Origin of the sequence: Pectobacterium atrosepticum (genome assembly GCF_000740965.1) — a bacterium.
GTDB lineage: Bacteria > Pseudomonadota > Gammaproteobacteria > Enterobacterales > Enterobacteriaceae > Pectobacterium > Pectobacterium atrosepticum.
Genome location: NZ_CP009125.1, coordinates 3,856,404 through 3,879,079, shown reverse-complemented (window position 1 = coordinate 3,879,079; position 22,676 = coordinate 3,856,404). Strand labels below are relative to the sequence as shown.

The 22,676-nt window shown below is 51.2% G+C and carries 22 protein-coding genes, 1 tRNA gene and 1 rRNA gene; 15 read left to right on the top strand and 9 right to left on the bottom strand.

Going from position 1 to position 22,676, the window contains the following annotated elements:
- Positions 1-164 precede the first annotated feature (164 nt).
- From cysG to GZ59_RS17160, 5 genes are read left to right on the top strand one after another with little or no spacing between them, the layout of a single operon-like run.
- Positions 165-1,607, top strand: a complete 1,443-nt coding sequence (gene cysG, locus GZ59_RS17180) for a siroheme synthase CysG (RefSeq protein ID WP_039293360.1) — start codon at positions 165-167, stop codon at positions 1,605-1,607.
- 9 nt (positions 1,608-1,616) lie between these two features.
- A complete protein-coding gene (gene cysD / locus GZ59_RS17175; protein ID WP_011095046.1) occupies positions 1,617-2,525 on the top strand; it encodes a sulfate adenylyltransferase subunit CysD in 909 nt (302 codons plus the stop codon).
- 11 nt (positions 2,526-2,536) lie between these two features.
- Positions 2,537-4,027 (top strand): sulfate adenylyltransferase subunit CysN, encoded by a 1,491-nt coding sequence (gene cysN, locus GZ59_RS17170; protein WP_103791631.1) that lies wholly within the window; start codon positions 2,537-2,539, stop codon positions 4,025-4,027.
- Positions 3,966-4,646: an adenylyl-sulfate kinase gene (gene cysC, locus GZ59_RS17165; protein WP_181023462.1), complete on the top strand. Its 681-nt coding sequence runs from the start codon at positions 3,966-3,968 to the stop codon at positions 4,644-4,646. The genes cysN and cysC overlap by 62 nt, the downstream gene beginning before the upstream one ends.
- A 57-nt stretch (positions 4,647-4,703) precedes the next feature.
- On the top strand, positions 4,704-5,036 hold the full coding sequence (locus GZ59_RS17160) for a DUF3561 family protein (RefSeq protein WP_039295216.1): 333 nt from the start codon (positions 4,704-4,706) through the stop codon (positions 5,034-5,036).
- A gap of 75 nt (positions 5,037-5,111) precedes the next feature.
- Here the strand turns inward: GZ59_RS17160 and GZ59_RS17155 are convergent, their stop codons facing one another.
- From GZ59_RS17155 to GZ59_RS17145, 3 genes are all read right to left on the bottom strand, one after another.
- Positions 5,112-5,834, bottom strand: a complete 723-nt coding sequence (locus GZ59_RS17155) for an amino acid ABC transporter ATP-binding protein (RefSeq protein ID WP_011095042.1) — start codon at positions 5,832-5,834, stop codon at positions 5,112-5,114.
- A complete protein-coding gene (locus GZ59_RS17150; RefSeq protein WP_011095041.1) occupies positions 5,821-6,585 on the bottom strand; it encodes an amino acid ABC transporter permease in 765 nt (254 codons plus the stop codon). The genes GZ59_RS17155 and GZ59_RS17150 overlap by 14 nt, the downstream gene beginning before the upstream one ends.
- A gap of 133 nt (positions 6,586-6,718) precedes the next feature.
- Entirely contained in the window at positions 6,719-7,504 is a 786-nt protein-coding gene (locus GZ59_RS17145; protein WP_039293355.1) for a basic amino acid ABC transporter substrate-binding protein, read from the bottom strand.
- Between the two features lie 341 nt (positions 7,505-7,845).
- Between GZ59_RS17145 and ftsB the strand changes: the two genes are divergently transcribed.
- From ftsB to rpoS, 7 genes are all read left to right on the top strand, one after another.
- Positions 7,846-8,181, top strand: a complete 336-nt coding sequence (gene ftsB / locus GZ59_RS17140) for a cell division protein FtsB (RefSeq protein WP_011095039.1) — start codon at positions 7,846-7,848, stop codon at positions 8,179-8,181.
- Positions 8,182-8,184: 3 nt separating this feature from the next.
- A complete protein-coding gene (gene ispD / locus GZ59_RS17135; protein ID WP_011095038.1) occupies positions 8,185-8,898 on the top strand; it encodes a 2-C-methyl-D-erythritol 4-phosphate cytidylyltransferase in 714 nt (237 codons plus the stop codon).
- 38 nt (positions 8,899-8,936) lie between these two features.
- On the top strand, positions 8,937-9,434 hold the full coding sequence (ispF, locus tag GZ59_RS17130) for a 2-C-methyl-D-erythritol 2,4-cyclodiphosphate synthase (RefSeq protein ID WP_010299845.1): 498 nt from the start codon (positions 8,937-8,939) through the stop codon (positions 9,432-9,434).
- Positions 9,435-9,551: 117 nt separating this feature from the next.
- Complete coding sequence (truD, locus tag GZ59_RS17125; RefSeq protein WP_039293350.1) at positions 9,552-10,598, top strand: tRNA pseudouridine(13) synthase TruD; 1,047 nt, start codon at positions 9,552-9,554, stop codon at positions 10,596-10,598.
- A gap of 142 nt (positions 10,599-10,740) precedes the next feature.
- Entirely contained in the window at positions 10,741-11,367 is a 627-nt protein-coding gene (locus GZ59_RS17120; protein WP_011095036.1) for a protein-L-isoaspartate(D-aspartate) O-methyltransferase, read from the top strand.
- A 436-nt stretch (positions 11,368-11,803) separates the two neighbouring features.
- Positions 11,804-12,826, top strand: coding sequence for a murein hydrolase activator NlpD (gene nlpD, locus GZ59_RS17115; protein ID WP_039293347.1), 1,023 nt, complete (start codon positions 11,804-11,806; stop codon positions 12,824-12,826).
- A gap of 53 nt (positions 12,827-12,879) precedes the next feature.
- Positions 12,880-13,872, top strand: coding sequence for an RNA polymerase sigma factor RpoS (gene rpoS / locus GZ59_RS17110; protein ID WP_010299820.1), 993 nt, complete (start codon positions 12,880-12,882; stop codon positions 13,870-13,872).
- Positions 13,873-13,977: 105 nt separating this feature from the next.
- On the opposite strand, the gene proS is transcribed toward rpoS, so the two are convergent.
- From proS to metN, 6 genes are all read right to left on the bottom strand, one after another.
- On the bottom strand, positions 13,978-15,696 hold the full coding sequence (gene proS / locus GZ59_RS17105; RefSeq protein ID WP_011095034.1) for a proline--tRNA ligase: 1,719 nt from the start codon (positions 15,694-15,696) through the stop codon (positions 13,978-13,980).
- Positions 15,697-15,841: 145 nt separating this feature from the next.
- Positions 15,842-16,558: a tRNA (N6-threonylcarbamoyladenosine(37)-N6)-methyltransferase TrmO gene (gene tsaA, locus GZ59_RS17100; RefSeq protein ID WP_011095033.1), complete on the bottom strand. Its 717-nt coding sequence runs from the start codon at positions 16,556-16,558 to the stop codon at positions 15,842-15,844.
- On the bottom strand, positions 16,555-16,965 hold the full coding sequence (gene rcsF, locus GZ59_RS17095; protein ID WP_011095032.1) for an Rcs stress response system protein RcsF: 411 nt from the start codon (positions 16,963-16,965) through the stop codon (positions 16,555-16,557). Before rcsF ends, tsaA begins: the two co-directional genes overlap by 4 nt.
- Positions 16,966-17,072: 107 nt before the next feature.
- Positions 17,073-17,888 (bottom strand): MetQ/NlpA family lipoprotein, encoded by an 816-nt coding sequence (locus GZ59_RS17090; RefSeq protein WP_011095031.1) that lies wholly within the window; start codon positions 17,886-17,888, stop codon positions 17,073-17,075.
- A gap of 61 nt (positions 17,889-17,949) precedes the next feature.
- Positions 17,950-18,603, bottom strand: a complete 654-nt coding sequence (locus GZ59_RS17085; protein ID WP_011095030.1) for a methionine ABC transporter permease MetI — start codon at positions 18,601-18,603, stop codon at positions 17,950-17,952.
- Positions 18,596-19,627: a methionine ABC transporter ATP-binding protein MetN gene (gene metN, locus GZ59_RS17080; RefSeq protein WP_011095029.1), complete on the bottom strand. Its 1,032-nt coding sequence runs from the start codon at positions 19,625-19,627 to the stop codon at positions 18,596-18,598. Before metN ends, GZ59_RS17085 begins: the two co-directional genes overlap by 8 nt.
- A 180-nt stretch (positions 19,628-19,807) precedes the next feature.
- Here metN and gmhB point away from each other — a divergent pair, with 180 nt between their 5' ends.
- The 3 genes from gmhB (at position 19,808) to GZ59_RS17065 (ending at position 22,513) form a co-directional block, all read left to right on the top strand.
- A complete protein-coding gene (gene gmhB, locus GZ59_RS17075) occupies positions 19,808-20,371 on the top strand; it encodes a D-glycero-beta-D-manno-heptose 1,7-bisphosphate 7-phosphatase (protein ID WP_011095028.1) in 564 nt (187 codons plus the stop codon).
- Between the two features lie 382 nt (positions 20,372-20,753).
- Positions 20,754-22,296: ribosomal RNA gene (locus GZ59_RS17070) — 16S ribosomal RNA — on the top strand.
- A gap of 141 nt (positions 22,297-22,437) precedes the next feature.
- Positions 22,438-22,513, top strand: a tRNA-Glu gene (locus GZ59_RS17065).
- Positions 22,514-22,676: the final 163 nt, after the last annotated feature.

Here is a 22,676-nt window from a genome sequence, read left to right as displayed (position 1 = left end):
TGTATAAGAAATAGTCTTTTTTAGGGGAGAGCCTCGCCCCAATCACAGTTGTAAACGTGGTGTTATTCCATTACGGAACTTGTCATTCCAATTCGGCATTTCATAAGTGTTCTGTCCACACCGTATAGTCGCATTATCTACTTTTTTGCTTAGTTAAGGCGATTGTGAACTATCTCCCTATATTTGCCGATCTTCGTCAGCGTCCAGTACTGGTCGTTGGCGGTGGTGAAGTTGCTACGCGCAAAATCGATCTGCTGCAACGCGCGGGTGCGGAGGTGAAAATTGTCGCGTTAGCGCTGGCGGAACCGTTGGCTGCACAGCATCAGGCCGGGCAGGTTGAATGGCTGGCGCAATCTTTTACACCGGAACTGTTATCTGGCGTGTTTCTGGTGATTGCCGCAACGGATGACGCCGAGCTGAATGCGGCGGTGTTTGAGGCGGCGAATCAGCGCCATTTGCTGGTCAACGTGGTGGACGATCAGCCGAAGTGTACGTTTATTTTTCCCTCGATTGTGGATCGCTCTCCGCTGGTAGTAGCGATTTCCTCAGGGGGACAGGCACCGGTGTTAGCACGGTTACTGCGTGAAAAACTGGAATCACTACTGCCTGCCAGCTTGGGGACGATGGCGCAAATCGCCGGAAGCTGGCGCGACAGAATTAAAACCCGGTTGCATTCGATGCCAGCACGCCGCCGTTTTTGGGAACGGCTGTTTGTCGGACGCTTTGCGTCGCTGGTTTCTGCCGGACAATTGGCGCAGGCCGAAGTAGAACTGCAACAGCAGCTGGTTAATCAGCAAGATGAACAACAACTGCCCGCGGCAGCACGAGGCGAAGTGGCACTGGTTGGTGCAGGCCCCGGTGATGCTGGGCTGCTTACGCTGCGCGGATTGCAGGTGATGCAGCAGGCGGATGTGGTGCTGTATGACCATCTGGTTAGCGCCGACGTGCTGGATTTGGTGCGCCGCGATGCCGAACGCATCTGCGTCGGGAAACGCGCCAGCACACACTCGCTGCCGCAGGATGAGATTAATCAGCTATTGGTGAAGCTGGCGCAGGAAGGCAAACGGGTCGTGCGTCTGAAAGGCGGCGATCCTTTCATTTTTGGCCGCGGCGGCGAAGAGTTGCAGGCGGTGGCACAGGCAGGGATCACGTTTCAGGTGGTGCCCGGCGTGACGGCCGCAGCGGGCGTCACAGCGTATGCAGGGATCCCATTGACGCACCGTGACTATGCACAGAGCGTGATTTTTATTACCGGACACTGTCGCCCTGATGGAGATTCGCTGGACTGGTCAACGCTGGCGCGTGGACGTCAGACGCTGGCGATTTATATGGGAACGATGAAGGCTGCGGAGATTTCACAGCAGCTTATCGCACATGGCCGCTCAGCGCTGACGCCTGTCGCGGTGATCAGCCGCGGCACTCGACACGATCAGCAGGTACAAATCGGTACGCTGCAAGAGTTAGAACATTTGGCACGGCAAGCGCCGACACCGGCGCTGCTGGTGATTGGCGAGGTGGTGGATTTGCATCACCAGATTGCCTGGTTTGGTCAGACAACGCCGACGGTGCCGCAAGACAGCCGCCCAGCGGTAGTAAACTTGGCTTAAGGAAAGGGTATGGACGAGAAACGACTCACGCATTTACGGCAGCTTGAAGCCGAAAGCATTCACATCATCCGCGAAGTGGCGGCCGAGTTCGGTAACCCGGTGATGATGTACTCCATCGGCAAAGACTCTTCGGTGATGCTGCATCTGGCGCGCAAAGCATTCTATCCAGGATCGCTGCCTTTCCCGTTGCTGCATGTTGATACCGGTTGGAAATTTCGTGAAATGTACGAATTCCGTGACCATACGGCGAAAGCCTACGGCTGTGAACTGCTGGTGCACCGCAACCCACAGGGTGAAGCGTTGGGGATTAACCCCTTCGTGCATGGTAGCGCCAAGCATACCGATATCATGAAAACCGAAGGGCTGAAGCAGGCGCTGGATAAATACGGTTTTGATGCCGCGTTTGGCGGGGCGCGTCGCGATGAAGAGAAGTCGCGTGCCAAAGAGCGTATTTACTCTTTCCGTGACCGTTTCCACCGTTGGGATCCAAAGAACCAGCGCCCGGAACTATGGCACAACTACAACGGTCAGATTAACAAAGGCGAGAGCATTCGCGTTTTCCCGCTCTCCAACTGGACCGAGCTGGATATCTGGCAATATATCTACCTGGAAAACATCGATATTGTCCCGCTGTATCTGGCCGCGCCGCGCCCGGTGGTGGAGCGCGATGGCATGCTGCTGATGGTGGATGACGATCGCATCGATCTGCAACCGGGCGAAGTGATCGAACAACGTATGGTGCGCTTCCGTACGCTGGGCTGTTGGCCGCTGACCGGTGCGGTGGCATCGCATGCGCAGACGCTACCGGAAATCATCGAAGAGATGCTGGTTTCCACGACCAGTGAGCGTCAGGGAAGGGTAATTGACCGCGATCAGTCCGGTTCAATGGAGCTGAAAAAGCGTCAAGGGTATTTCTGAGGAATCGTCGAATGAGCCAAATTTCTTTAAAAGACACAGTTGCAGAAAATGCGGCTGAGAAAGATGCCGTCGTCATCAACGATGCGATTGCACGGCAGATCGCCGAGCAAGGCGGTGTAGAAGCGTATTTACACGCGCAGCAGGATAAAACGCTGTTGCGTTTCCTGACCTGTGGCAGCGTCGACGACGGAAAAAGTACGCTGATCGGCCGTTTGTTGCACGATACGCGCCAGATTTATGAAGATCAGCTCAGTACGCTGCACAATGACAGCAAGCGTATCGGGACGCAGGGCGAAAAGCTGGATCTGGCGCTGCTGGTCGATGGGCTTCAGGCCGAACGCGAGCAGGGCATCACGATTGACGTCGCTTACCGCTATTTCTCGACGGAAAAACGCAAATTCATCATCGCCGATACGCCGGGACACGAGCAATACACCCGCAACATGGCAACCGGCGCATCGACGTGTGAGCTTGCGATTCTGCTGATTGATGCGCGTAAAGGCGTATTGGATCAAACCCGTCGTCACAGCTTTATTGCGACCCTGCTGGGCATTCGCGATCTGGTGGTGGCGGTGAACAAAATGGATTTGGTTGATTATCAGCAAACGGTATTTGAGCAGTTTAAGCAGGATTATCTGGATTTTGCCCAACAACTGCCTGCTGACCTGAATATTACCTTTGTGCCGATTTCCGCATTGGATGGCGACAATGTCGCGACGCCAAGCACGACGATGGGCTGGTATACCGGACCAACGTTGCTGGATGTGCTGGAAACGGTCAATGTGGCGCAGCGCACGCTGGAACAGCCAATGCGCTTTTCGGTGCAATACGTCAACCGCCCGAATCTGGATTTCCGCGGCTACGCTGGCACGCTGGCATCCGGCATGATCCGCGTCGGGCAACGGGTTAAAGTGCTGCCGTCCGGCGTCGAATCTACCATCAGCCGTATTGTGACCTTTGACGGCGATTTGCCGCAGGCGCAGGCGGGTGAAGCGATTACGCTGGTGCTGGCGGACGAGGTTGATATCAGCCGCGGTGACCTGCTGGTCGACAGCAGCGAATCGCTGAAAGCGGTGCAGCATGCGTTAGTGGATGTCGTCTGGATGGCAGAACAGCCGTTGGTGCCGGGACAAAGCTACGACATCAAGATTGGCGGTAAGAAAACGCGTGCTCGGGTCGAGAACATTCAGTATCAGGTTGAGATCAATACGCTGACGCAGCGCGTAGCGGAAAACTTGCCTCTGAATGGCATCGGTTCGATTGAGCTGGTTTTTGATGAACCGCTGGTACTGGACAATTACCAGCATAATGCGGTGACGGGGGGAATGATCTTTATCGATCGTCTGAGCAACGTCACGGTAGGCGCTGGTCTGGTACGGGAACCTATCGAACAGGTGTATCAAGAGCCGGGTGCGTATGGCGCGTTTGAGTTGGAACTGAATGCACTGGTTCGTCGCCACTTCCCGCATTGGGGTGCGCGCGATCTGCTGGGAGGCAAATAACGTGTCTTTACGTCACTCGCCAACTGACGATAACGTCGTCTGGCATACGCACAATGTCACCCGTGAGTCGCGCGAAAAACTGCGTGGCCATCAGGGCGTCGTTATCTGGTTTACCGGGTTATCTGGATCCGGTAAATCCACGCTGGCGGGGGCGCTGGAGCAAGCGCTGCACCAGCGTGGCGTCAGCACCTACCTGCTGGATGGCGACAACGTCCGGCACGGGCTGTGCCGGGATCTGGGCTTCACCGACGACGATCGGCGCGAGAACATCCGCCGCGTGGGTGAAGTTGCCAAGCTGATGGTCGATGCTGGTCTGGTGGTTCTGACTGCGTTTATCTCGCCGCATCGTGCCGAGCGTAAAATGGTGCAGGATTTACTGGGCGAAGGGCAGTTTATCGAAGTCTTCGTGGATACGCCGTTAGCGACCTGTGAAGCGCGCGACCCTAAAGGGTTGTACAAAAAAGCCCGTGCGGGGGAACTGCGTAATTTCACGGGGATCGACTCGGCGTATGAAGCGCCGGAAGCGCCGGATACTCATCTGGATGGCGAACAATTCGTAACAAATTTGACAGACCAATTGTTAGATCTGCTTGGCAAGCGAGCTATTATCAAGCTCTGATGTCCCCGCTTTTTTCACCGCGCTGTTGGGTGATGCAGGGGAATAATGGGAAAGAATATGCAAAATGCCACGCAGTTAACGATTAGCAAGACTCGGCCAGCGCAAGAAGAGGATGACGGCGTTTCCTACCTGTTTATGGGGGCGGTAACGGGGTTCTCCTTTTATTGGTTGGCCTTTAGTATCCCCTTTCTGGTATATGGCTCTAATACCACGTTTTTCTTCATGCTTTACACGTGGCCGTTCTTTCTGGCGCTGATGCCGTTTTCGGTGCTGGTTGGCGTCGGATTTAGCTTTCTGCTGAGAGGCTATCTTTTTTATACGCTCTTTGCGACGGGGCTGACGGTGGTGTGTTTATTCTGGATGGTGTTTTCTTTTCTGACCGGGTGGTAAAAGAAAGGCGGTAAGGGGAAAGGCTGCCAGCGCGGAAGAGGCTGACAGCCCGTTATTTTACAGCATTCAAACTATTTACAGGATCTTGCTCAAGAAAGCCTGCGTGCGGGGGTTACTCGGGTGAGTAAAGATCGCCTCTGGCGTTCCCTGTTCCTGAATAATTCCCTGATCGATAAAGATCACTCTATCCGCCACTTCTCTGGCAAATGCCATTTCATGGGTCACGATGACCATCGTCATGCCTTCGTTCGCCAGCGTTTTCATGACGGCCAGGACTTCGCCAACCAGCTCTGGGTCTAATGCTGATGTGGGTTCATCGAACAGCATGATCGCCGGTTCCATTGCTAACGCGCGGGCAATGGCAACACGCTGCTGCTGACCACCGGACAGGCTGTTCGGCCAGGCATCGATTTTATCCAGCAACCCGACCTTGCTGAGCAACGCTTTAGCGCGTTCAACGGCTTGTGTGCGGGATAATTTCTTCACTCCCATCGGGGCCATAATCACATTTTCCAACACCGTCATGTGTGGGAACAGATTGAAGCGCTGAAACACCATCCCGACGCTTTCACGCATACGGTTGATATCGGTTTTCTGATCGTGAATGGCAAAGCCGTTGACCGTAATCTCACCCGCCGACAGCGTTTCCAGTGCGTTGATACAACGCAGAAAGGTACTTTTTCCTGAGCCGGATGGGCCAATCAGACAGAGTACTTCCTGAGGCGCGATATCACAGGAAATACCACGCAGGACATGGGTATCACCAAACTGTTTTTGCAGGTTATTAACGTGAATCACTTTTGCCAAACCTCATTTCCATGTGCCGCACCAGCAGCGAGAGCAGGAAAGTAATAACCCAGTAGACGATAGAGATCGCCAGGTAGGGTTCCCAGTACGTGGCGTAAGCCCCTGATACCGTACGAGCGGCATAGGCGAGATCCGCCAATCCGATTGCCGAAGCCAGCGATGAATCTTTCACAATGGCGATGGCGTTATTACCCAGAGGCGGCAGCATACGGCGAAAAGCCTGTGGCAGGATCACTTTCCGCATGGTGCGGCCATAGCTCATGCCGAGAGAGCGTGAAGCCTCCATCTGACCGCGATCGATAGATTGAATACCGGCGCGGAATATCTCGGAGACATAGGCACCCGCATTCAGCGTAATGGCCACTACGCAAGAGAGGAACGCGCCGTAATCTGAGCGTAATGTGCGGGCAAAATCGACCGACATAATATTGCTGGTCACCAGCAACCCGTCACGCGGGTTGATTAACAGCGGCACCAGAGCGAAGTGCACCACCATGATTTGCACAAATAGTGGCGTACCCCGAAAGGCGCTGATATAGATCCGCACCGGCCATTGAATGCCGTAGTGCAGTATATATTTCCACGGCCCGTGCGGCGCCTGCGCTAAGCGGCCTAATCCGAGCGTTAATCCCCAGCAGGTGCCAAGAATGACACAAATAATGGTGCATTTGATGGTCATCCAGGTGCCTTCCATAAATAGCGGGGCGTACTCCTGAATGATCTCCCAACGAAATCCCGTCAAGATCGTTTCCTTTTTTGAATCGGCTAACGTAATGGTTTTTATAAATTAAACCGGACAGGCTAGCTGTCCGGTTGATGCGACGTCTCACATGAGGCGATTGAGACCAAGAGAGGTACGCGGCGTATTGCAGGCGTTATTCTGCGGGTAAAGTCGGCACATTGTTATCAAACCAGGTTTGATAGATCTTGGCGTAGGTGCCATCAGCAACGATTTTTTTCAGACCGGCGTTAATCTTCTCGCGCAGTTTATCGTTGCCTTTCGCTACGGCGATCCCGAAATACTGACGTTCGAATTTGGCATCAGAAACCAGGTTGAACTGTTTTTCAGGGTGAGTCTTAATGTAAAACTTCACCACGCCCACATCGCCAACTGCGGCACCCACACCATCTTCATACAGCTCTTGTAACATTAACGGGGTGTTATCAAAGCGCTTAATCGATGTACTGTTTTTGCCTAATACGTCGGAGACCACGATATCGGCGGTACTGGAGTTTACGACACCCACTTTGTGATCTTTCAGCGCGGCAATTGAGTCGATCGTCGACCCTTTAGGAATCACGATGGACTGTTCGGCAGGGAAATAAGGCGCGGAGAAATCGACCATTTGCTTACGTTTGTCGGTAATCGTGATACCGGAGATAATAATGTCGCGGTCACCGGAGTTCAGGGTCGCGAAGATGCCTTCCCACGGTGTATTGATCAGCTTGATATTAAAATTCTCCGCTTTGGCGATCGCTTTAATAATATCAATATCAAAGCCTTCCAACTGTTTCTGCGCATTTTCAAACTCAAATGGGCGATAGGTTCCGCCAGAGCCGACAACGTAAGTAGGTTCAGCGGCGAAGGTGCTCATTGATAGTACGGTGGTGGATAGTGCGGTTGCGAAGAGCGCACCAACGCATAACAGTTTTTTGAACATGGTTTTCTCCTGGTTTAAATGTAAAATTTTCTTTTTTTATGCACTTTGTATGCATAAAAATACACAGATAGCATTAATGGTTCAACTGACGTTTTTCCTATGTCGATTTTACCCTGCGGGCTCCTGCTCGCTTTCGTCCTCTAAGAACGGTGGCGGTCGTAGCAAGTAAGAGGGGATGAATAGATGACGCGAGTGCTGCTCGGGAGCGCGTTTGGTGTGGTTTTCTGCCCGAAATATCCCCATTTGAGCATGCGGCAGGGTGAATATTGCCTCCCACTGCCGGACACAGTGGAGTCAAAACAAAAGTTATGGGATGATTAGGCGGTTTTTCAGGGGGCCGGATGGGAAAGCTTACGCTGTTATTATTGATATTGCTTGGCTGGCTTCAGTACTCACTGTGGCTGGGCAAGAATGGCATTCATGATTATGTTCGGGTGAAGGATGATGTTGTTGTCCAGCAGGGGAACAATGCCAAATTAAAAGACCGTAACGAACAACTGTTTGCCGAAATTGATGACCTCAATGGCGGACAGGAAGCGATTGAAGAGCGCGCACGCAATGAGCTGGGCATGATCAAACCCGGCGAAAGTTTCTATCGTTTGGTGCCAGAATCGAACCACCGTAACGCGAATACGCCTTCATCTACTAATACTTCATCCAACAATACACAACGTTGACGTATGCAGATATCGAGCCTTTCCCCGCCTGAAATTGTTGCTGTTTTGCCCGCCGCGGGTAACGGCAGCCGGATGCAAAACGATCGTCCTAAGCAATATCTGACGATTGGCAATGATGCAACCGGCCATAAAACCATTCTTGAACATACCATCGACGCGCTTTTACGCCATTCACGAGTACAGCGTGTCGTCGTTGTTATCAGTCCAGATGACACATTCTTTCATACTCTGGCGATTGCCAACGATCCCCGTATTTGTGCCGTAACGGGCGGGAAACTGCGTGCGGATTCCGTGCTGGCTGGGTTGGCTGTCGTTGCCGATAGCGCGTGGGCGTTGGTGCATGACGCGGCGCGTCCGTGCCTGCATCAGGACGATCTGACGCGCTTGCTGGCGATTGTCGAACAGAGTGATGTCGGCGGAATTCTGGCCGCGCCGGTTCGTGATACCATGAAGCGCAGTACGGACGGGTTTATCGATCGCACGGTAGAACGTAACGATTTGTGGCATGCGCTGACGCCGCAGCTTTTTCCTGCGGCACTGCTGAAACAGTGTCTGCAACGTGCGCTTCAGGATGGTGTTGCCGTCACAGATGAAGCCTCCGCACTGGAATATTGTGGCTATCGCCCGCAAATTATCAGCGGACGTTCAGATAATATAAAAGTCACGCGTCCAGAGGATTTGGCATTAGCTGAATTCTATTTAACCCGTTTGCAGTAACCTCATTTTATTCGCTAAATACATAAGGAGAATGCGCGATGCGTATCGGTCACGGTTTTGATGTCCATAAGTTCGGTGGAGAAGGTCCGCTGGTGATCGGTGGCGTGCGAATTCCTTATACTCAAGGTTTGCTGGCGCATTCCGATGGGGATGTGGTGCTGCATGCGGTGACCGATGCCCTGTTGGGAGCTGCTGCGCTGGGCGATATTGGTAAGTTGTTCCCCGATACCGATCCTGCTTTTAAAGGTGCGGACAGCCGTGGCCTGTTGCGTGAAGCCTGGCGGCGTATCAATGACAAAGGCTATCAGCTAGGCAATCTGGATGTCACGATTATTGCGCAGGCACCGAAAATGGCACCGCATATCCCGCAAATGCGTGTGAATCTGGCAGAAGATTTGCAGTGCCATATGGACGACGTCAATGTGAAAGCGACCACGACAGAACAGCTGGGTTTTACCGGCCGTGGTGAAGGTATTGCCTGCGAAGCCGTTGCCTTACTCGTGAAAAAAGAAACAGGCGAAATTGTCGCGTGGTAAGCCGTTTTTTATAAGTAATGTATTATCAACAATACCTTATCGATAATAGAAAATTAACAGTATAAGAAACAATGTCATGATCGCGCGTCATCCGGTCATGTACCTTGTAGGATAATGATGGAAAATAGCGAACAACTCGTCTGGCTGCACGGTGAACCACAGGCTACTGGCTCATTAAAATCCACTGCGGAAGACTTTCTGGTGGTGGAAGATCTGGGGTTTCAACCAGATGGTGATGGTGAGCAGGTCTTGGTACGCGTACGTAAGCGCGGCTGCAATACGCAATTTGTGTCCGAGATGCTGGCGAAATTTGCTCGTCTACCGCTACGTGCCGTCAGCTACGCAGGCCTGAAAGATCGCCATGCCGTCACAGAACAGTGGTTTTGCCTGCACATGCCGGGAAAAGAGACGCCAGATTTCTCCTCGCTGGAACTGGAGGGTTGTGACGTGCTTGAGGTTATCCGCCACCGTCGCAAGCTGCGGATCGGTACGCTGCGGGGTAACCATTTTGCTCTGGTGTTACGTCAGGTGAGTGACCGGAACGAGGTCGACGCCCGTTTAGCGCAGATCGCTGCGAGCGGTGTTCCTAATTATTTCGGTAGCCAGCGTTTCGGACGAAACGGAAATAATCTTGAGCAGGCTCGCCTTTGGGCCAATAACGATATTCGGGTAAAAGAACGCAGTAAGCGTAGCTTTTATCTTTCTGCTAGCCGCAGTGCGATGTTTAATCAGGTTGCCAGCGCACGACTGGCGGGACAGCAAGCGAAAACCGTTTTGTGTGGTGATGCATTGCAGCTGACAGGACGCGGCAGTTGGTTTGTTGCTAAAGCGGATGAACTGGAAACCTTGCAGGTGCGCCTTGACGCTGGCGAGCTCCAGATTACCGCGCCGCTGCCCGGAGATGATGAACTGGGCACGCAGGATGACGCACTTGCATTTGAAGAACAGGCGTTGACCGGGCAAGAAACGCTGTGGTCTTTGGTCAAGCGTGAGCGGGTCGAACCTGCCCGGCGTGCTGTGCTGCTATATCCGCAGCAGATGCAATGGGAATGGCAGGATGACGTGACGGTGGCAGTGAAGTTCTGGCTACCTGCTGGCAGTTTTGCAACCAGCGTGGTGCGTGAAGTGCTGCATTCACAGCAGGATATCGATATCGGCGCCTGATGTGCAGCAACGCTTTTTTGAAGAGAATAGAATAGAAGAGAATTAATGCTGGCAATCGTGCAATCGCGGTGGCTGGCTTATCCCTGTGCGGGAAAATTGCTGTATTGGTGACGAGGTTAACCAGAGCTGAGGTCGGCGGGGAATGGTAAACAAACGTATAGAAACGTTGTTGGCGCAGTTGCGCCAGCAGGGCATTGAGGACGAACGTCTGCTTACGGCGATAGAAGCCGTACCCAGAGAACGTTTTGTTGACGAAGCTTTCGAGCATAAAGCGTATGAAAACACCGCTCTGCCTATCGGTTCCGGTCAGACTATCTCGCAACCCTATATGGTCGCGAAGATGACGGAACTGCTTAACTTGACACCCGAATCCCGCGTGTTGGAGATTGGTACCGGTTCAGGTTATCAAACGGCGATTTTAGCGCATTTGGTGCAGCACGTTTGCTCGGTTGAACGCATCAAAGGGCTGCAATGGCAGGCTAAACGTCGCTTAAAGCAGCTTGATTTGCACAATGTTTCTACCCGCCATGGCGATGGGTGGCAGGGCTGGGCGTCGCGTGGGCCATTTGATGCCATTATCGTTACGGCGGCACCGCCGGAAATTCCTCAGGCGCTGCTGGAACAGCTTGATGAGGGCGGAGTGATGGTGTTGCCCGTCGGGGAACAGTCGCAAATACTGCAGGTCGTTCAGCGCCATGCTGGTGAATTTATTATTAAAACGGTTGAAGCAGTTCGGTTTGTTCCTCTGGTCAAAGGGGAATTAGCCTGATACCGTTGGCAGCGATATGCATGTGTTGTTAAGTCTTTAAAATTTCAATACAACTGTTTTATGGTGCGAACGTGTTGATATTGTTAGCATCTAATCATCGTGGTGCCTCTCCCGTTTTGCTTATGCGCCAGCGATGGTGAAGTAGCGATCTTTCTCGTTCCAGCTAACGAAAAAAATACCGGATATCGTTTACGCTACAATCATTTACGCTACGGTCAGTTAGGCTACGATTAGTTAAGTTACAGCGGATGCAAGGCACACATGTCCGGATTGAGTTCTGGATACGACTGTTTTTTGAATGTTATATACCCTAAATAATTCGAGTTGCAGGCAGGTGGTGAAGGAAAGCCAACATAATGCGGCCTAGAAGTCTGGCGGGTATAGTTACTTTTTTGAACGCTATAGGTATAGGGGAGTAAGGCGCATGGGAAGCCGAATGATGAATTTGCGTCACATTGCTGCGTGTATGGTGATTGTCTTAGGGGTGGCTGGATGCTCCAACAATAATTCCAAGTCCGCGCCGATCAGCAGCGTTGACGGAAATACGGGCAGCCGAGGGGGAATGTTATCTGCGCCACCATCACGCATTTCAACGGCGGGTGAAAGTGTTGCAGCTACGTCCGAAGGCCGAATTGTTTACAATCGCAGCTACGGTAATATTCCGAAAGGCAGCTACAGCGGCGGCAATGCCTATACCGTTAAACGGGGCGATACCCTGTTTTATATCGCCTGGATTACCGGCAATGACTACCGGGATCTGGCGCAGCGCAATAATATTCCTGAGCCGTATAGCCTGAATGTCGGGCAATCACTGAGTTTAGGCAGCGGCTCTGGCAACAACGCTTCTGGCGGTGGCATGATGAGCGGTGGTGGAATGTTGGCAACAACGGATGCGACCCGAGGTGGAGTACCAACGCCGCCATCAAGTGCTCAAATACAAACTACATCGGTTGATTCTCAGTCAACTAATGCGTATTCTGGTAATCAGGGTAAACAGAATGTAGGTAAGATGTTACCTACGGCAGGGGCAACAACTACCGCTCCTGTTTCCGCACCAGCGGCTGTTGCTAGCAGCAATACGGCTGCTGTCAGCAGTTGGCGTTGGCCTACCGATGGGAAAGTCATAGATAGTTTCTCCGATTCCGAAGGGGGAAATAAAGGGATTGATATCGCCGGCTCACGTGGGCAACCGATCACCGCAACTGCCAATGGGCGTGTGGTGTATGCGGGCAATGCGCTACGTGGTTACGGAAATCTGATAATCATCAAGCATAATGATGACTACCTCAGTGCCTATGCCCATAACGATACGATGCTAGTCCGTGAGCAACAAGATGTCACGGCAGGACAAAAAATCGCTACGATGGGCAGTACAGGCACCAGCTCAGTTCGCTTGCACTTTGAAATTCGTTACAAGGGGAAATCCGTAAACCCGCTGCGTTTTCTGCCGCAGCGATAAATCGGGCAGAGTATTTAGGTATTCTGCCAAGGGATCACGGGTAGGAGCCACTTATGAGCCAAAGTACGCTGAAAGTTAACGAGTTACATGAAGATACCGATTTCGAAGAAAATGGACTTGACGTTTTTGACGATAAAGCGCTGGCAGAGGAAGATACCAATGATAATGACTCGGCGGAAGACGAGCTATTATCGCAAGGGGTCCCACAGCGTGTCCTGGACGCAACACAGCTCTATTTGGGAGAGATTGGCTATTCGCCGCTTTTAACCGCAGAAGAAGAAGTTTATTTTGCCCGACGCGCGTTGCGTGGCGATGTCCCATCGCGCCGACGGATGATCGAGAGTAACCTGCGGCTGGTGGTGAAAATTGCCCGCCGTTACAACAATCGTGGTCTGGCGCTGCTGGACCTGATTGAAGAAGGTAACCTTGGTCTGATCCGTGCGGTTGAAAAATTCGATCCAGAAAGAGGATTCCGTTTTTCAACCTACGCTACCTGGTGGATTCGACAGACGATAGAGCGGGCGATCATGAATCAAACCCGCACCATCCGTTTACCTATTCACATTGTCAAAGAACTCAACGTTTACCTGCGCACCGCGCGCGAGTTGTCTCATAAACTGGACCACGAGCCGAGTGCGGAAGAAATTGCCGAACAGCTTGATAAACCTGTTGATGACGTCAACCGCATGCTGCGCTTGAATGAACGTATTACTTCCGTCGATACCCCGCTGGGTGGTGATTCGGAGAAAGCGCTGCTGGATATTCTGGCAGACGAAAAAGACAACGGACCTGAAGACACCACGCAGGATAACGATATGAAACAGAATATCGTTAAATGGTTGTTTGAGCTTAACGCCAAGCAGCGTGAAGTGTTGGCGCGTCGTTTCGGCCTGTTAGGGTATGAGGCGGCTACGCTGGAAGATGTGGGTCGTGAAATCGGCTTAACGCGTGAACGTGTTCGTCAGATTCAGGTTGAAGGCTTACGCCGCCTGCGGGAAATTTTGCAGGTTCAGGGTTTGAGCATTGAAGAACTGTTTCGTGAATAATTCGTAACGAGTTACTGATGTCTTGAAATAAAAAATGGTGGGGAAACCCACCATTTTTTTATGCTCGCGTTTGCCCTTTCGTATGAAAAGGCGGTCTGACGGCGATTAGCGTATGATATTCGCCAGCAGGAAATCGATGATTTCGCTGGTTTTAATCATTTGCTTTTCACCGACGCGGCGATTCTTGTATTCAATCTCTTCGCTATCCAGATTGCGATCGCCAATAACGATGGTGTGCGGTACGCCAATCAATTCCATATCGGCGAACATCACGCCCGGGCGTTCTTTACGGTCATCAAGCAGAACTTCAATGCCTTTAGCGCGCAGTTGCTGGTAGATATCCTCAGCCACTTCTTTTACGCGGAAAGATTTGTGCATATTCATTGGCAGAATGGCAACGTGGAAAGGTGCAATCGCGTCTGGCCAGATGATGCCGCGTTCGTCATTATTTTGCTCAATCGCTGCTGCGACAACGCGCGTCACACCAATACCGTAACAGCCCATCGTCAGCGTCTGGTTACGTCCGTCTTCACCTTGAACGGTCGCTTTCAGCGCTTCAGAATATTTGCTGCCCAGTTGGAAAATATGACCTACTTCGATACCGCGTTTAATTTGCAGCGTGCCTTTACCGTCTGGACTGATATCGCCTTCAACCACATTACGGATATCTGCCACCTGCGGCAGCGCAACGTCACGCACCCAGTTGATGCCAAAATAGTGTTTGCCATCAATGTTCGCGCCAGCGCTGAAGTCGCTCATGGCCGCAACGGTGCGGTCAACAACGACGGGAATATCCAACTTGACTGGGCCGAGTGAACCTGGGCCTGCACCAATGATTGCGCGGATTTCTTCTTCCGTTGCAAAAGTCAGCGGGCTGGCTACCTGAGCAATTTTCTCCGCCTTGATTTCATTCAGTTCGTGATCGCCACGAACCAGCAACGCAACCAGTTGATGGCCGCTTTCTTCTGTTGCCTTAACCAGCAGCGTCTTCACCGTTTTTTCTACTGGCAGTTTAAACTGCTCAACCAGCTCGGCGATGGTCTTGGCGTTTGGCGTATCAATCAGACGCAGCTCTTCCTTCGCTTCCGCACGGCCTAGCTTCGGCGCGACAGCTTCTGCCAATTCAATATTTGCCGCGTAGTCGGATTCCGTTGAGAAAACGATATCGTCTTCACCGCTGCTCGCCAGTACCTGAAACTCATGGGATGCATTACCACCGATAGAACCGGTATCTGCCTGAACGGCTCTGAAATCCAGATCCATACGGCTGAAAATCTTGCTGTAAGCGGCGTACATGGTGTCGTAGGTGGCCTGCAACGATTCCTGCGAAGTATGGAAAGAGTAGGCGTCTTTCATCAGAAACTCACGCGAGCGCATGACGCCAAAGCGCGGGCGAACTTCATCGCGGAATTTGGTTTGAATCTGGAAGAAATTTAGTGGCAGCTGCTTATAAGAGCTGACTTCATTACGAATCAGGTCAGTAATGACTTCTTCGTGTGTTGGACCGAGTACGAATGGGCGTTCACCACGATCGACAAAGCGCAGTAGTTCAGGGCCATACTGATCCCAACGGCCACTTTCCACCCATAAATCGGCAGGCTGAACAACCGGCATGGACACTTCAATAGCGCCCGCGTTGTTCATCTCTTCGCGCACGATGTTTTCAACTTTTCTCAAAACACGTAAACCGGTCGGCAACCAGGTGTAAAGGCCGGAGGCCAGTTTACGAATCATTCCTGCTCGGAGCATCAACTGATGGCTGATGACTTCGGCATCGGCTGGCGTCTCCTTGAGAGTGGAGAGCATGTATTGGCTAGTACGCATGGGGTTTTAGTTCCGTTAGAACGAGAAATAGCATAGGGCTGCCGCGCAGCCGAAGGCACATAAAAAGTGGCTTAGTTTACCAGCGTGGGAGGCGTGTCAAAAGAGAGCAGGGACAATTTTAGAATATATTGCTGTGGTTCGTGTATTAACACGTGTGGGACGGGTCAAGGCTTAATACTTCAGTTTGTTCCCCGCATACGCGCCAGCGCACATTGAATTCCAATAGTAAAACGGCATATTCCCGCGTGGCACTTTCCCCTTTGCGGTAAGCTGGGCGCGGATCTTGTGCCAATACCTGTGAGATAAAGCGTTTTAACTGAGGATATTTCTTTTGGTGTTCTGCGATCTGATTTTCTGCATTCGGCGAAAAAAATACCGGCATCGCGGCATCGGGTGCCATTTGGGCAAAACCCGCTTGCGCCTGAGGATGGCTTTCTGCAAAGGGTAGATAAGGCTTGATATCGACTACCGGTGTGCCATCAACTAGATCAAGGCTGCCTAGTTCGAGCGTAATCGTATCGCCTTTTGCACGGATCCCTTTTAATTCAACCAATGACATGCCAATAGGGTTGGGACGGAAGGTGGAACGCGTAGCGAAAACGCCCGTGCGTGTGTTTCCTCCCAGACGCGGTGGCCGAACTGTCGGACGCCAGCCGCCCTCCATCGTTTGATGAAAGATGAACAATACCCAAATATGGCTGAAATCCTCCAGCCCCCGGACACACTCCGCCTGATTGTACGGCGGTAATAGCTGAAGTTCCCCGCCTCCATCTTCAATCAGACCCGGTTGCCGTGGAATGGCAAATTTTTCTTTATACGGTGAACGGATAATCCCGATCTGATTGAAAACAAATTGACTCATTGTGCAGAGACTTTCAGCGCAGTGCCCTGGCAAACGACTTGGCTGTAGCAACCCGCTACGCCACTGACGGTTTGGCATTCATGCAGTAAAACCGCATTGGCTTTCATTACGGTTGCGCGGTTTTGCATTCTTTTACGCGCATTTGCTGCGTTGGGGGGAGCATCCTGAGCGCTGACCTGACATGAGGAACCTGAAACTTCGCCCATATCACGGAACGGTTTACCGACTAACTCTTCTGCACTTTTATACAACACGGCTGGCGTTGGGCGAGCCGGTGGCTTCGGTTTTGGAGCCGGTTCTGCGGTTTTGGTTTCAATAACAGGTTGAGGAGCAGGTGCCGGTGGCTTCTGAAATAAAGAACAGCCTGTCAGCGACATTGCCAACAATATAAAGGGAACAGCACGCATTAAGGATTCCTCTGCTTTTTCTCAAAGAGCGAGTATTGAAGCAAGCAATTGCACAAATAACAAGACGGGCATTAGCCCGTCTTGCAGATAAATGCGTTAGGGCAGGATTACCAGCCTTTCACCGCGCCGCCGTTAAAGATTTTATTTGCTGCGTCGTTCACTTCATCAGACTGGTAGGCCTGAACGAATTTCTTCACGTTTTCAGCGTCTTTGTTGTCTTCGCGTGAAACCAGCAGGTTTACATACGGAGAATCTTTCTCTTCAACGAACAGGCCATCTTTGGTTGGCGTCAAGTTAATCTGGCTAGCGTAAGTGGTGTTGATTACAGCCAGCGCAATTTGCGCGTCATCTAAAGAACGTGGCAACTGTGGCGCTTCCAGTTCAACCAGTTTGATATTTTTCGGGTTTTCGGTCACATCCAGTACGGTTGGCAGCAGGCCAACGTTGTCTTTCAGTTTAATCAAACCGACTTTCTGCAACAGCAGCAGCGTACGGCCTAGGTTAGTTGGGTCATTTGGAATGGCGACTTGAGCACCATCTTGCAGCTCATTCAGCGATTTGATTTTTTTGGAGTAACCCGCAATCGGGTAGACAAAGCTGTTGCCGACAGAAACCAGTTTATAACCACGATCTTTGATCTGTTGATCCAGATAAGGTTTGTGCTGGAAGGCATTCAGATCGATGTCACCTTTGCTCAGGGCTTCATTTGGCAACACGTAGTCGTTAAATGTGACTAATTCAACGTCCAGACCGTATTTGTCTTTTGCCACTTTCTGTGCGATTTCCGCAACCTGTTGTTCTGCGCCAACAATGACGCCGACTTTAATATGATTAGGATTCTTCTCTTCCTGACCACATCCCGCTAGCGCCAGAGCACCAATAAGTGCGCCAATGGTCGCAATAGATTTCAGTTTAATCGCCATATCCGTACCCCTAATTAGCTATTCTTGGCAGATGCCTTTAGGCAAATGCGTATTGTGATGATTACTTATGTGTGACAGCTTTTACTGCCCTGTCGCCGCAGAATTGAATCAGATAAACCAAAACAACCAGTAATATTAATACCGTATTCATGACCGTCGCGTTATAACCAATATAACCATACTGATAACCAATTTGACCTAAGCCGCCTGCGCCCACGGCACCACCCATAGCAGAATAGCCTACGAGCGTAATTAACGTGATGGTTGCGGCATTAATTAGCCCCGGTAACGCTTCTGGCAATAATATCTTTTTGACGATCTGCATCGGAGTCGCACCCATCGCGCGGGCGGCTTCGATCAGGCCAGTCGGAATTTCAAGCAGTGCATTTTCCACCATACGGGCAATAAACGGTGCCGCACCTACGGTAAGAGGAACGATTGCCGCTTGCAGGCCAATAGAGGTTCCGACAATGATGCGGGTAAAAGGAATCATCCATACCAGCAAAATAATGAACGGAATCGAGCGGAAAATGTTTACCAGTGCAGAAACGGTCCTGTAGATTTTTGGATTGGCGATAATTTGGCCCGGACGCGTGGTATACAATAAAACGCCCACGGGTAAGCCAAGCACAAAGCCAAAGAAACCAGAAACAAACGTCATCGCGACGGTTTCCCATACTCCCTTAGCCATTAACCACATCATTGCTTCAGACATAACCCAGGACCTCAATAGTAACGTGACTTTCCTGCAGGAATTGGATTGCGTCTTTGATATCCGCATTGTTGCCATGCATTTCTGCCAGCATGATGCCGAATTTGACGCCACCGGCATAATCCATCTGGGCGCTAATAATGTTGTTGTTGACGTTAAAGCGTCGAGCAACCTCTGACAGCAGCGGTGCATCCACCGATTTACCCGTAAATTCCATCCGTAATAACGGCGTGGTATCTGGGTGATAGTCAGGGGACAGACGAGTGAGGTAATCGTCTGGAATATCCAGGTGTAACGTTGATTGAATGAATTTCTGTGCCAGCGGCGTTTTCGGATGCGAGAAGACTTCGCTTACCGTGTCTTTCTCGATGAGTCGTCCGTCACTGATAACTGCAACCTGATCGCAAATGCGTTTCACCACGTCCATTTCATGTGTAATAAGAAGAATGGTTAGGCCCAGACGACGATTAATGTCTTTCAGTAATTCAAGAATCGAGCGAGTCGTTGCGGGATCCAACGCGCTGGTTGCTTCATCACACAGCAGAACTTTAGGATTGCTCGCCAATGCGCGGGCAATGGCGACACGCTGTTTTTGTCCGCCGGACAAGTTGGCTGGGTAGACATCGTGCTTATCTGCCAGTCCAACCAGCTCCAATAATTCGTTTACTCGCTTGGTAATGTCAGCTTTCGGCGTGTTATCCAATTCCAGCGGAAGCGAAATGTTGCCAAAAACGGTGCGTGAAGAGAGTAGGTTGAAATGTTGGAAAATCATGCCGATTTGCCGACGTGCGCGCGTCAACTGGCTATCTGACAGCTGAGTCAATTCTTGTCCATCAACCAGGACTTTCCCTTCTGTTGGTCGTTCCAATAAATTGACGCAGCGGATCAGTGTACTTTTACCTGCGCCCGATGCGCCGATAACACCATAGATTTGCCCTGTGGGGACATGAAGGCTGACATCAGCAAGTGCGGTAATGCTCCGCCCGTTCTGCTGAAAAACCTTAGTAATATTAGAAAGTTCAATCATATGTTTTTATCGTAAGTGCCTATGGCTGGATAAATCAGTTTCTGAATTAACAGAAGATGAAATGGATGTTAGGGCGTCTAGACGGCTAAGTCAATCGGGATTGTCACTGCCCTGCATTCTCTCTATAGGGGAAAACATGCGATACTGCCGCGTAATTTACGCCATTAAGGAGCAAAGTCAGTGGCACAAAGCATTCCAGCAATTTTTCTTGATCGTGACGGCACGATCAATGTTGATCACGGTTATGTTCATGAGATTGACCATTTTCAATTTATTGATGGTGTCATCGATGCCATGCGAGAGTTGAAGGACATGGGGTTTGCGCTGGTTGTTGTGACTAACCAGTCCGGTATCGCCCGCGGTAAATTTACAGAAGATCAGTTTATGCAACTGACGGAATGGATGGACTGGTCGCTGGCAGACCGTAGTGTCGATCTGGATGGCATCTACTTTTGTCCGCATCATCCTGAAGCTGGCGAAAATGAATACCGTCAGACTTGTGATTGCCGTAAGCCTGAGCCTGGCATGTTGCTCTCCGCACAGCGCGAACTGCACATTGATATGGCGGCTTCTTATATGGTGGGTGATAAGTTAGAGGATATGCAGGCTGCAATTGGTGCTGGTGTGGGGTATAAACTGCTGGTCCGTACCGGTAAACCGGTTACCGAGCAAGGTGAAGCACTGGCTGATGGTGTACTTGGAAGCCTCGCAGATCTGCCAAAATGGATAAAAACGCGCAGTTAACAGGCGGAACGAATGAAAGATGCGCAAACAGAAAAAACTTTACTAGATTTGCTTGCGCTTCTGAATTGGCTCCCTATAATGCGCATCCACTGACACGGCAACAGCGACTTACGAAGTTGGTGTGACAGAAAAGATTCAACGAAGGCAGTCAGTAATGACTTGACTTCACAGCGGAAAAGCATAATATATGCGGCCCGCGCCACGGAAGACGTGGCACTGCTCTTTAACAATATAATCAGACAATCTGTGTGGGCACTCACAAGACCGTATCTTAAACGATATAAAAAGTCTTGAAGAGTGAACAACAGTAAAATTCATTATGAATGAACAGTTACTAATTCTTTGAGCATCGCTGACGAGTTCAGCAAATCAAACAAATCTTAAATTGAAGAGTTTGATCATGGCTCAGATTGAACGCTGGCGGCAGGCCTAACACATGCAAGTCGAGCGGTAGCACAGAAGAGCTTGCTCTTTGGGTGACGAGCGGCGGACGGGTGAGTAATGTCTGGGAAACTGCCTGATGGAGGGGGATAACTACTGGAAACGGTAGCTAATACCGCATAACGTCTTCGGACCAAAGAGGGGGACCTTCGGGCCTCTTGCCATCAGATGTGCCCAGATGGGATTAGCTAGTAGGCGGGGTAATGGCCCACCTAGGCGACGATCCCTAGCTGGTCTGAGAGGATGACCAGCCACACTGGAACTGAGACACGGTCCAGACTCCTACGGGAGGCAGCAGTGGGGAATATTGCACAATGGGCGCAAGCCTGATGCAGCCATGCCGCGTGTGTGAAGAAGGCCTTCGGGTTGTAAAGCACTTTCAGCGGGGAGGAAGGCAGTAAGGTTAATAACCTTGCTGATTGACGTTACCCGCAGAAGAAGCACCGGCTAACTCCGTGCCAGCAGCCGCGGTAATACGGAGGGTGCAAGCGTTAATCGGAATGACTGGGCGTAAAGCGCACGCAGGCGGTCTGTTAAGTTGGATGTGAAATCCCCGGGCTTAACCTGGGAACTGCATTCAAAACTGACAGGCTAGAGTCTTGTAGAGGGGGGTAGAATTCCAGGTGTAGCGGTGAAATGCGTAGAGATCTGGAGGAATACCGGTGGCGAAGGCGGCCCCCTGGACAAAGACTGACGCTCAGGTGCGAAAGCGTGGGGAGCAAACAGGATTAGATACCCTGGTAGTCCACGCTGTAAACGATGTCGACTTGGAGGTTGTGCCCTTGAGGCGTGGCTTCCGGAGCTAACGCGTTAAGTCGACCGCCTGGGGAGTACGGCCGCAAGGTTAAAACTCAAATGAATTGACGGGGGCCCGCACAAGCGGTGGAGCATGTGGTTTAATTCGATGCAACGCGAAGAACCTTACCTACTCTTGACATCCAGAGAATTTGGCAGAGATGCCTTAGTGCCTTCGGGAACTCTGAGACAGGTGCTGCATGGCTGTCGTCAGCTCGTGTTGTGAAATGTTGGGTTAAGTCCCGCAACGAGCGCAACCCTTATCCTTTGTTGCCAGCGCGTAATGGCGGGAACTCAAAGGAGACTGCCGGTGATAAACCGGAGGAAGGTGGGGATGACGTCAAGTCATCATGGCCCTTACGAGTAGGGCTACACACGTGCTACAATGGCGTATACAAAGAGAAGCGAACTCGCGAGAGCCAGCGGACCTCATAAAGTACGTCGTAGTCCGGATTGGAGTCTGCAACTCGACTCCATGAAGTCGGAATCGCTAGTAATCGTAGATCAGAATGCTACGGTGAATACGTTCCCGGGCCTTGTACACACCGCCCGTCACACCATGGGAGTGGGTTGCAAAAGAAGTAGGTAGCTTAACCTTCGGGAGGGCGCTTACCACTTTGTGATTCATGACTGGGGTGAAGTCGTAACAAGGTAACCGTAGGGGAACCTGCGGTTGGATCACCTCCTTACCAATAAAGATGTGTGTTAAGTGAAGTGCTCACACAGATTGTCTGATGAAAATACTGAGCAAGCGCACCTGTTGATGTCATGAGTGTAGACTCATGCTGACGCGATAGTGCCGGATTTTTAATTCGGTACGGATTTTTCGTGTCCCCATCGTCTAGAGGCCTAGGACACTGCCCTTTCACGGCTGTAACAGGGGTTCGAATCCCCTTGGGGACGCCAATCCGATAATGAGTGAAAGACATTATCACCGAATATCTTAAAGATGATTCTTTTGAGTCATGTTTACGATATTGCTCTTTAACAATCTGGAACAAGCTGAAAATTGAAACATGACAGCTGAACATGCATGACTGCCTTCGGGCGGGTCGTGATGAATCAGTGT

What these genes read in the sequence shown, in the direction of transcription:
- truD (WP_039293350.1), top strand. Translation starts at nt 9,552, where the DNA reads ATGGAAAATAGCGAACAACTCGTCTGGCTGCACGGTGAACCACAGGCT.
- GZ59_RS17085 (WP_011095030.1), bottom strand. Translation starts at nt 18,603, where the DNA reads ATGTCTGAAGCAATGATGTGGTTAATGGCTAAGGGAGTATGGGAAACC.
- GZ59_RS17145 (WP_039293355.1), bottom strand. Translation starts at nt 7,504, where the DNA reads ATGTTCAAAAAACTGTTATGCGTTGGTGCGCTCTTCGCAACCGCACTA.
- ispD (WP_011095038.1), top strand. Translation starts at nt 8,185, where the DNA reads ATGCAGATATCGAGCCTTTCCCCGCCTGAAATTGTTGCTGTTTTGCCC.
- metN (WP_011095029.1), bottom strand. Translation starts at nt 19,627, where the DNA reads ATGATTGAACTTTCTAATATTACTAAGGTTTTTCAGCAGAACGGGCGG.
- tsaA (WP_011095033.1), bottom strand. Translation starts at nt 16,558, where the DNA reads ATGAGTCAATTTGTTTTCAATCAGATCGGGATTATCCGTTCACCGTAT.
- GZ59_RS17160 (WP_039295216.1), top strand. Translation starts at nt 4,704, where the DNA reads ATGCAAAATGCCACGCAGTTAACGATTAGCAAGACTCGGCCAGCGCAA.
- GZ59_RS17120 (WP_011095036.1), top strand. Translation starts at nt 10,741, where the DNA reads ATGGTAAACAAACGTATAGAAACGTTGTTGGCGCAGTTGCGCCAGCAG.
- ftsB (WP_011095039.1), top strand. Translation starts at nt 7,846, where the DNA reads ATGGGAAAGCTTACGCTGTTATTATTGATATTGCTTGGCTGGCTTCAG.
- cysC (WP_181023462.1), top strand. Translation starts at nt 3,966, where the DNA reads ATGCACTGGTTCGTCGCCACTTCCCGCATTGGGGTGCGCGCGATCTGC.
- rcsF (WP_011095032.1), bottom strand. Translation starts at nt 16,965, where the DNA reads ATGCGTGCTGTTCCCTTTATATTGTTGGCAATGTCGCTGACAGGCTGT.
- cysN (WP_103791631.1), top strand. Translation starts at nt 2,537, where the DNA reads ATGAGCCAAATTTCTTTAAAAGACACAGTTGCAGAAAATGCGGCTGAG.
- GZ59_RS17090 (WP_011095031.1), bottom strand. Translation starts at nt 17,888, where the DNA reads ATGGCGATTAAACTGAAATCTATTGCGACCATTGGCGCACTTATTGGT.
- proS (WP_011095034.1), bottom strand. Translation starts at nt 15,696, where the DNA reads ATGCGTACTAGCCAATACATGCTCTCCACTCTCAAGGAGACGCCAGCC.
- nlpD (WP_039293347.1), top strand. Translation starts at nt 11,804, where the DNA reads ATGATGAATTTGCGTCACATTGCTGCGTGTATGGTGATTGTCTTAGGG.
- ispF (WP_010299845.1), top strand. Translation starts at nt 8,937, where the DNA reads ATGCGTATCGGTCACGGTTTTGATGTCCATAAGTTCGGTGGAGAAGGT.
- cysD (WP_011095046.1), top strand. Translation starts at nt 1,617, where the DNA reads ATGGACGAGAAACGACTCACGCATTTACGGCAGCTTGAAGCCGAAAGC.
- rpoS (WP_010299820.1), top strand. Translation starts at nt 12,880, where the DNA reads ATGAGCCAAAGTACGCTGAAAGTTAACGAGTTACATGAAGATACCGAT.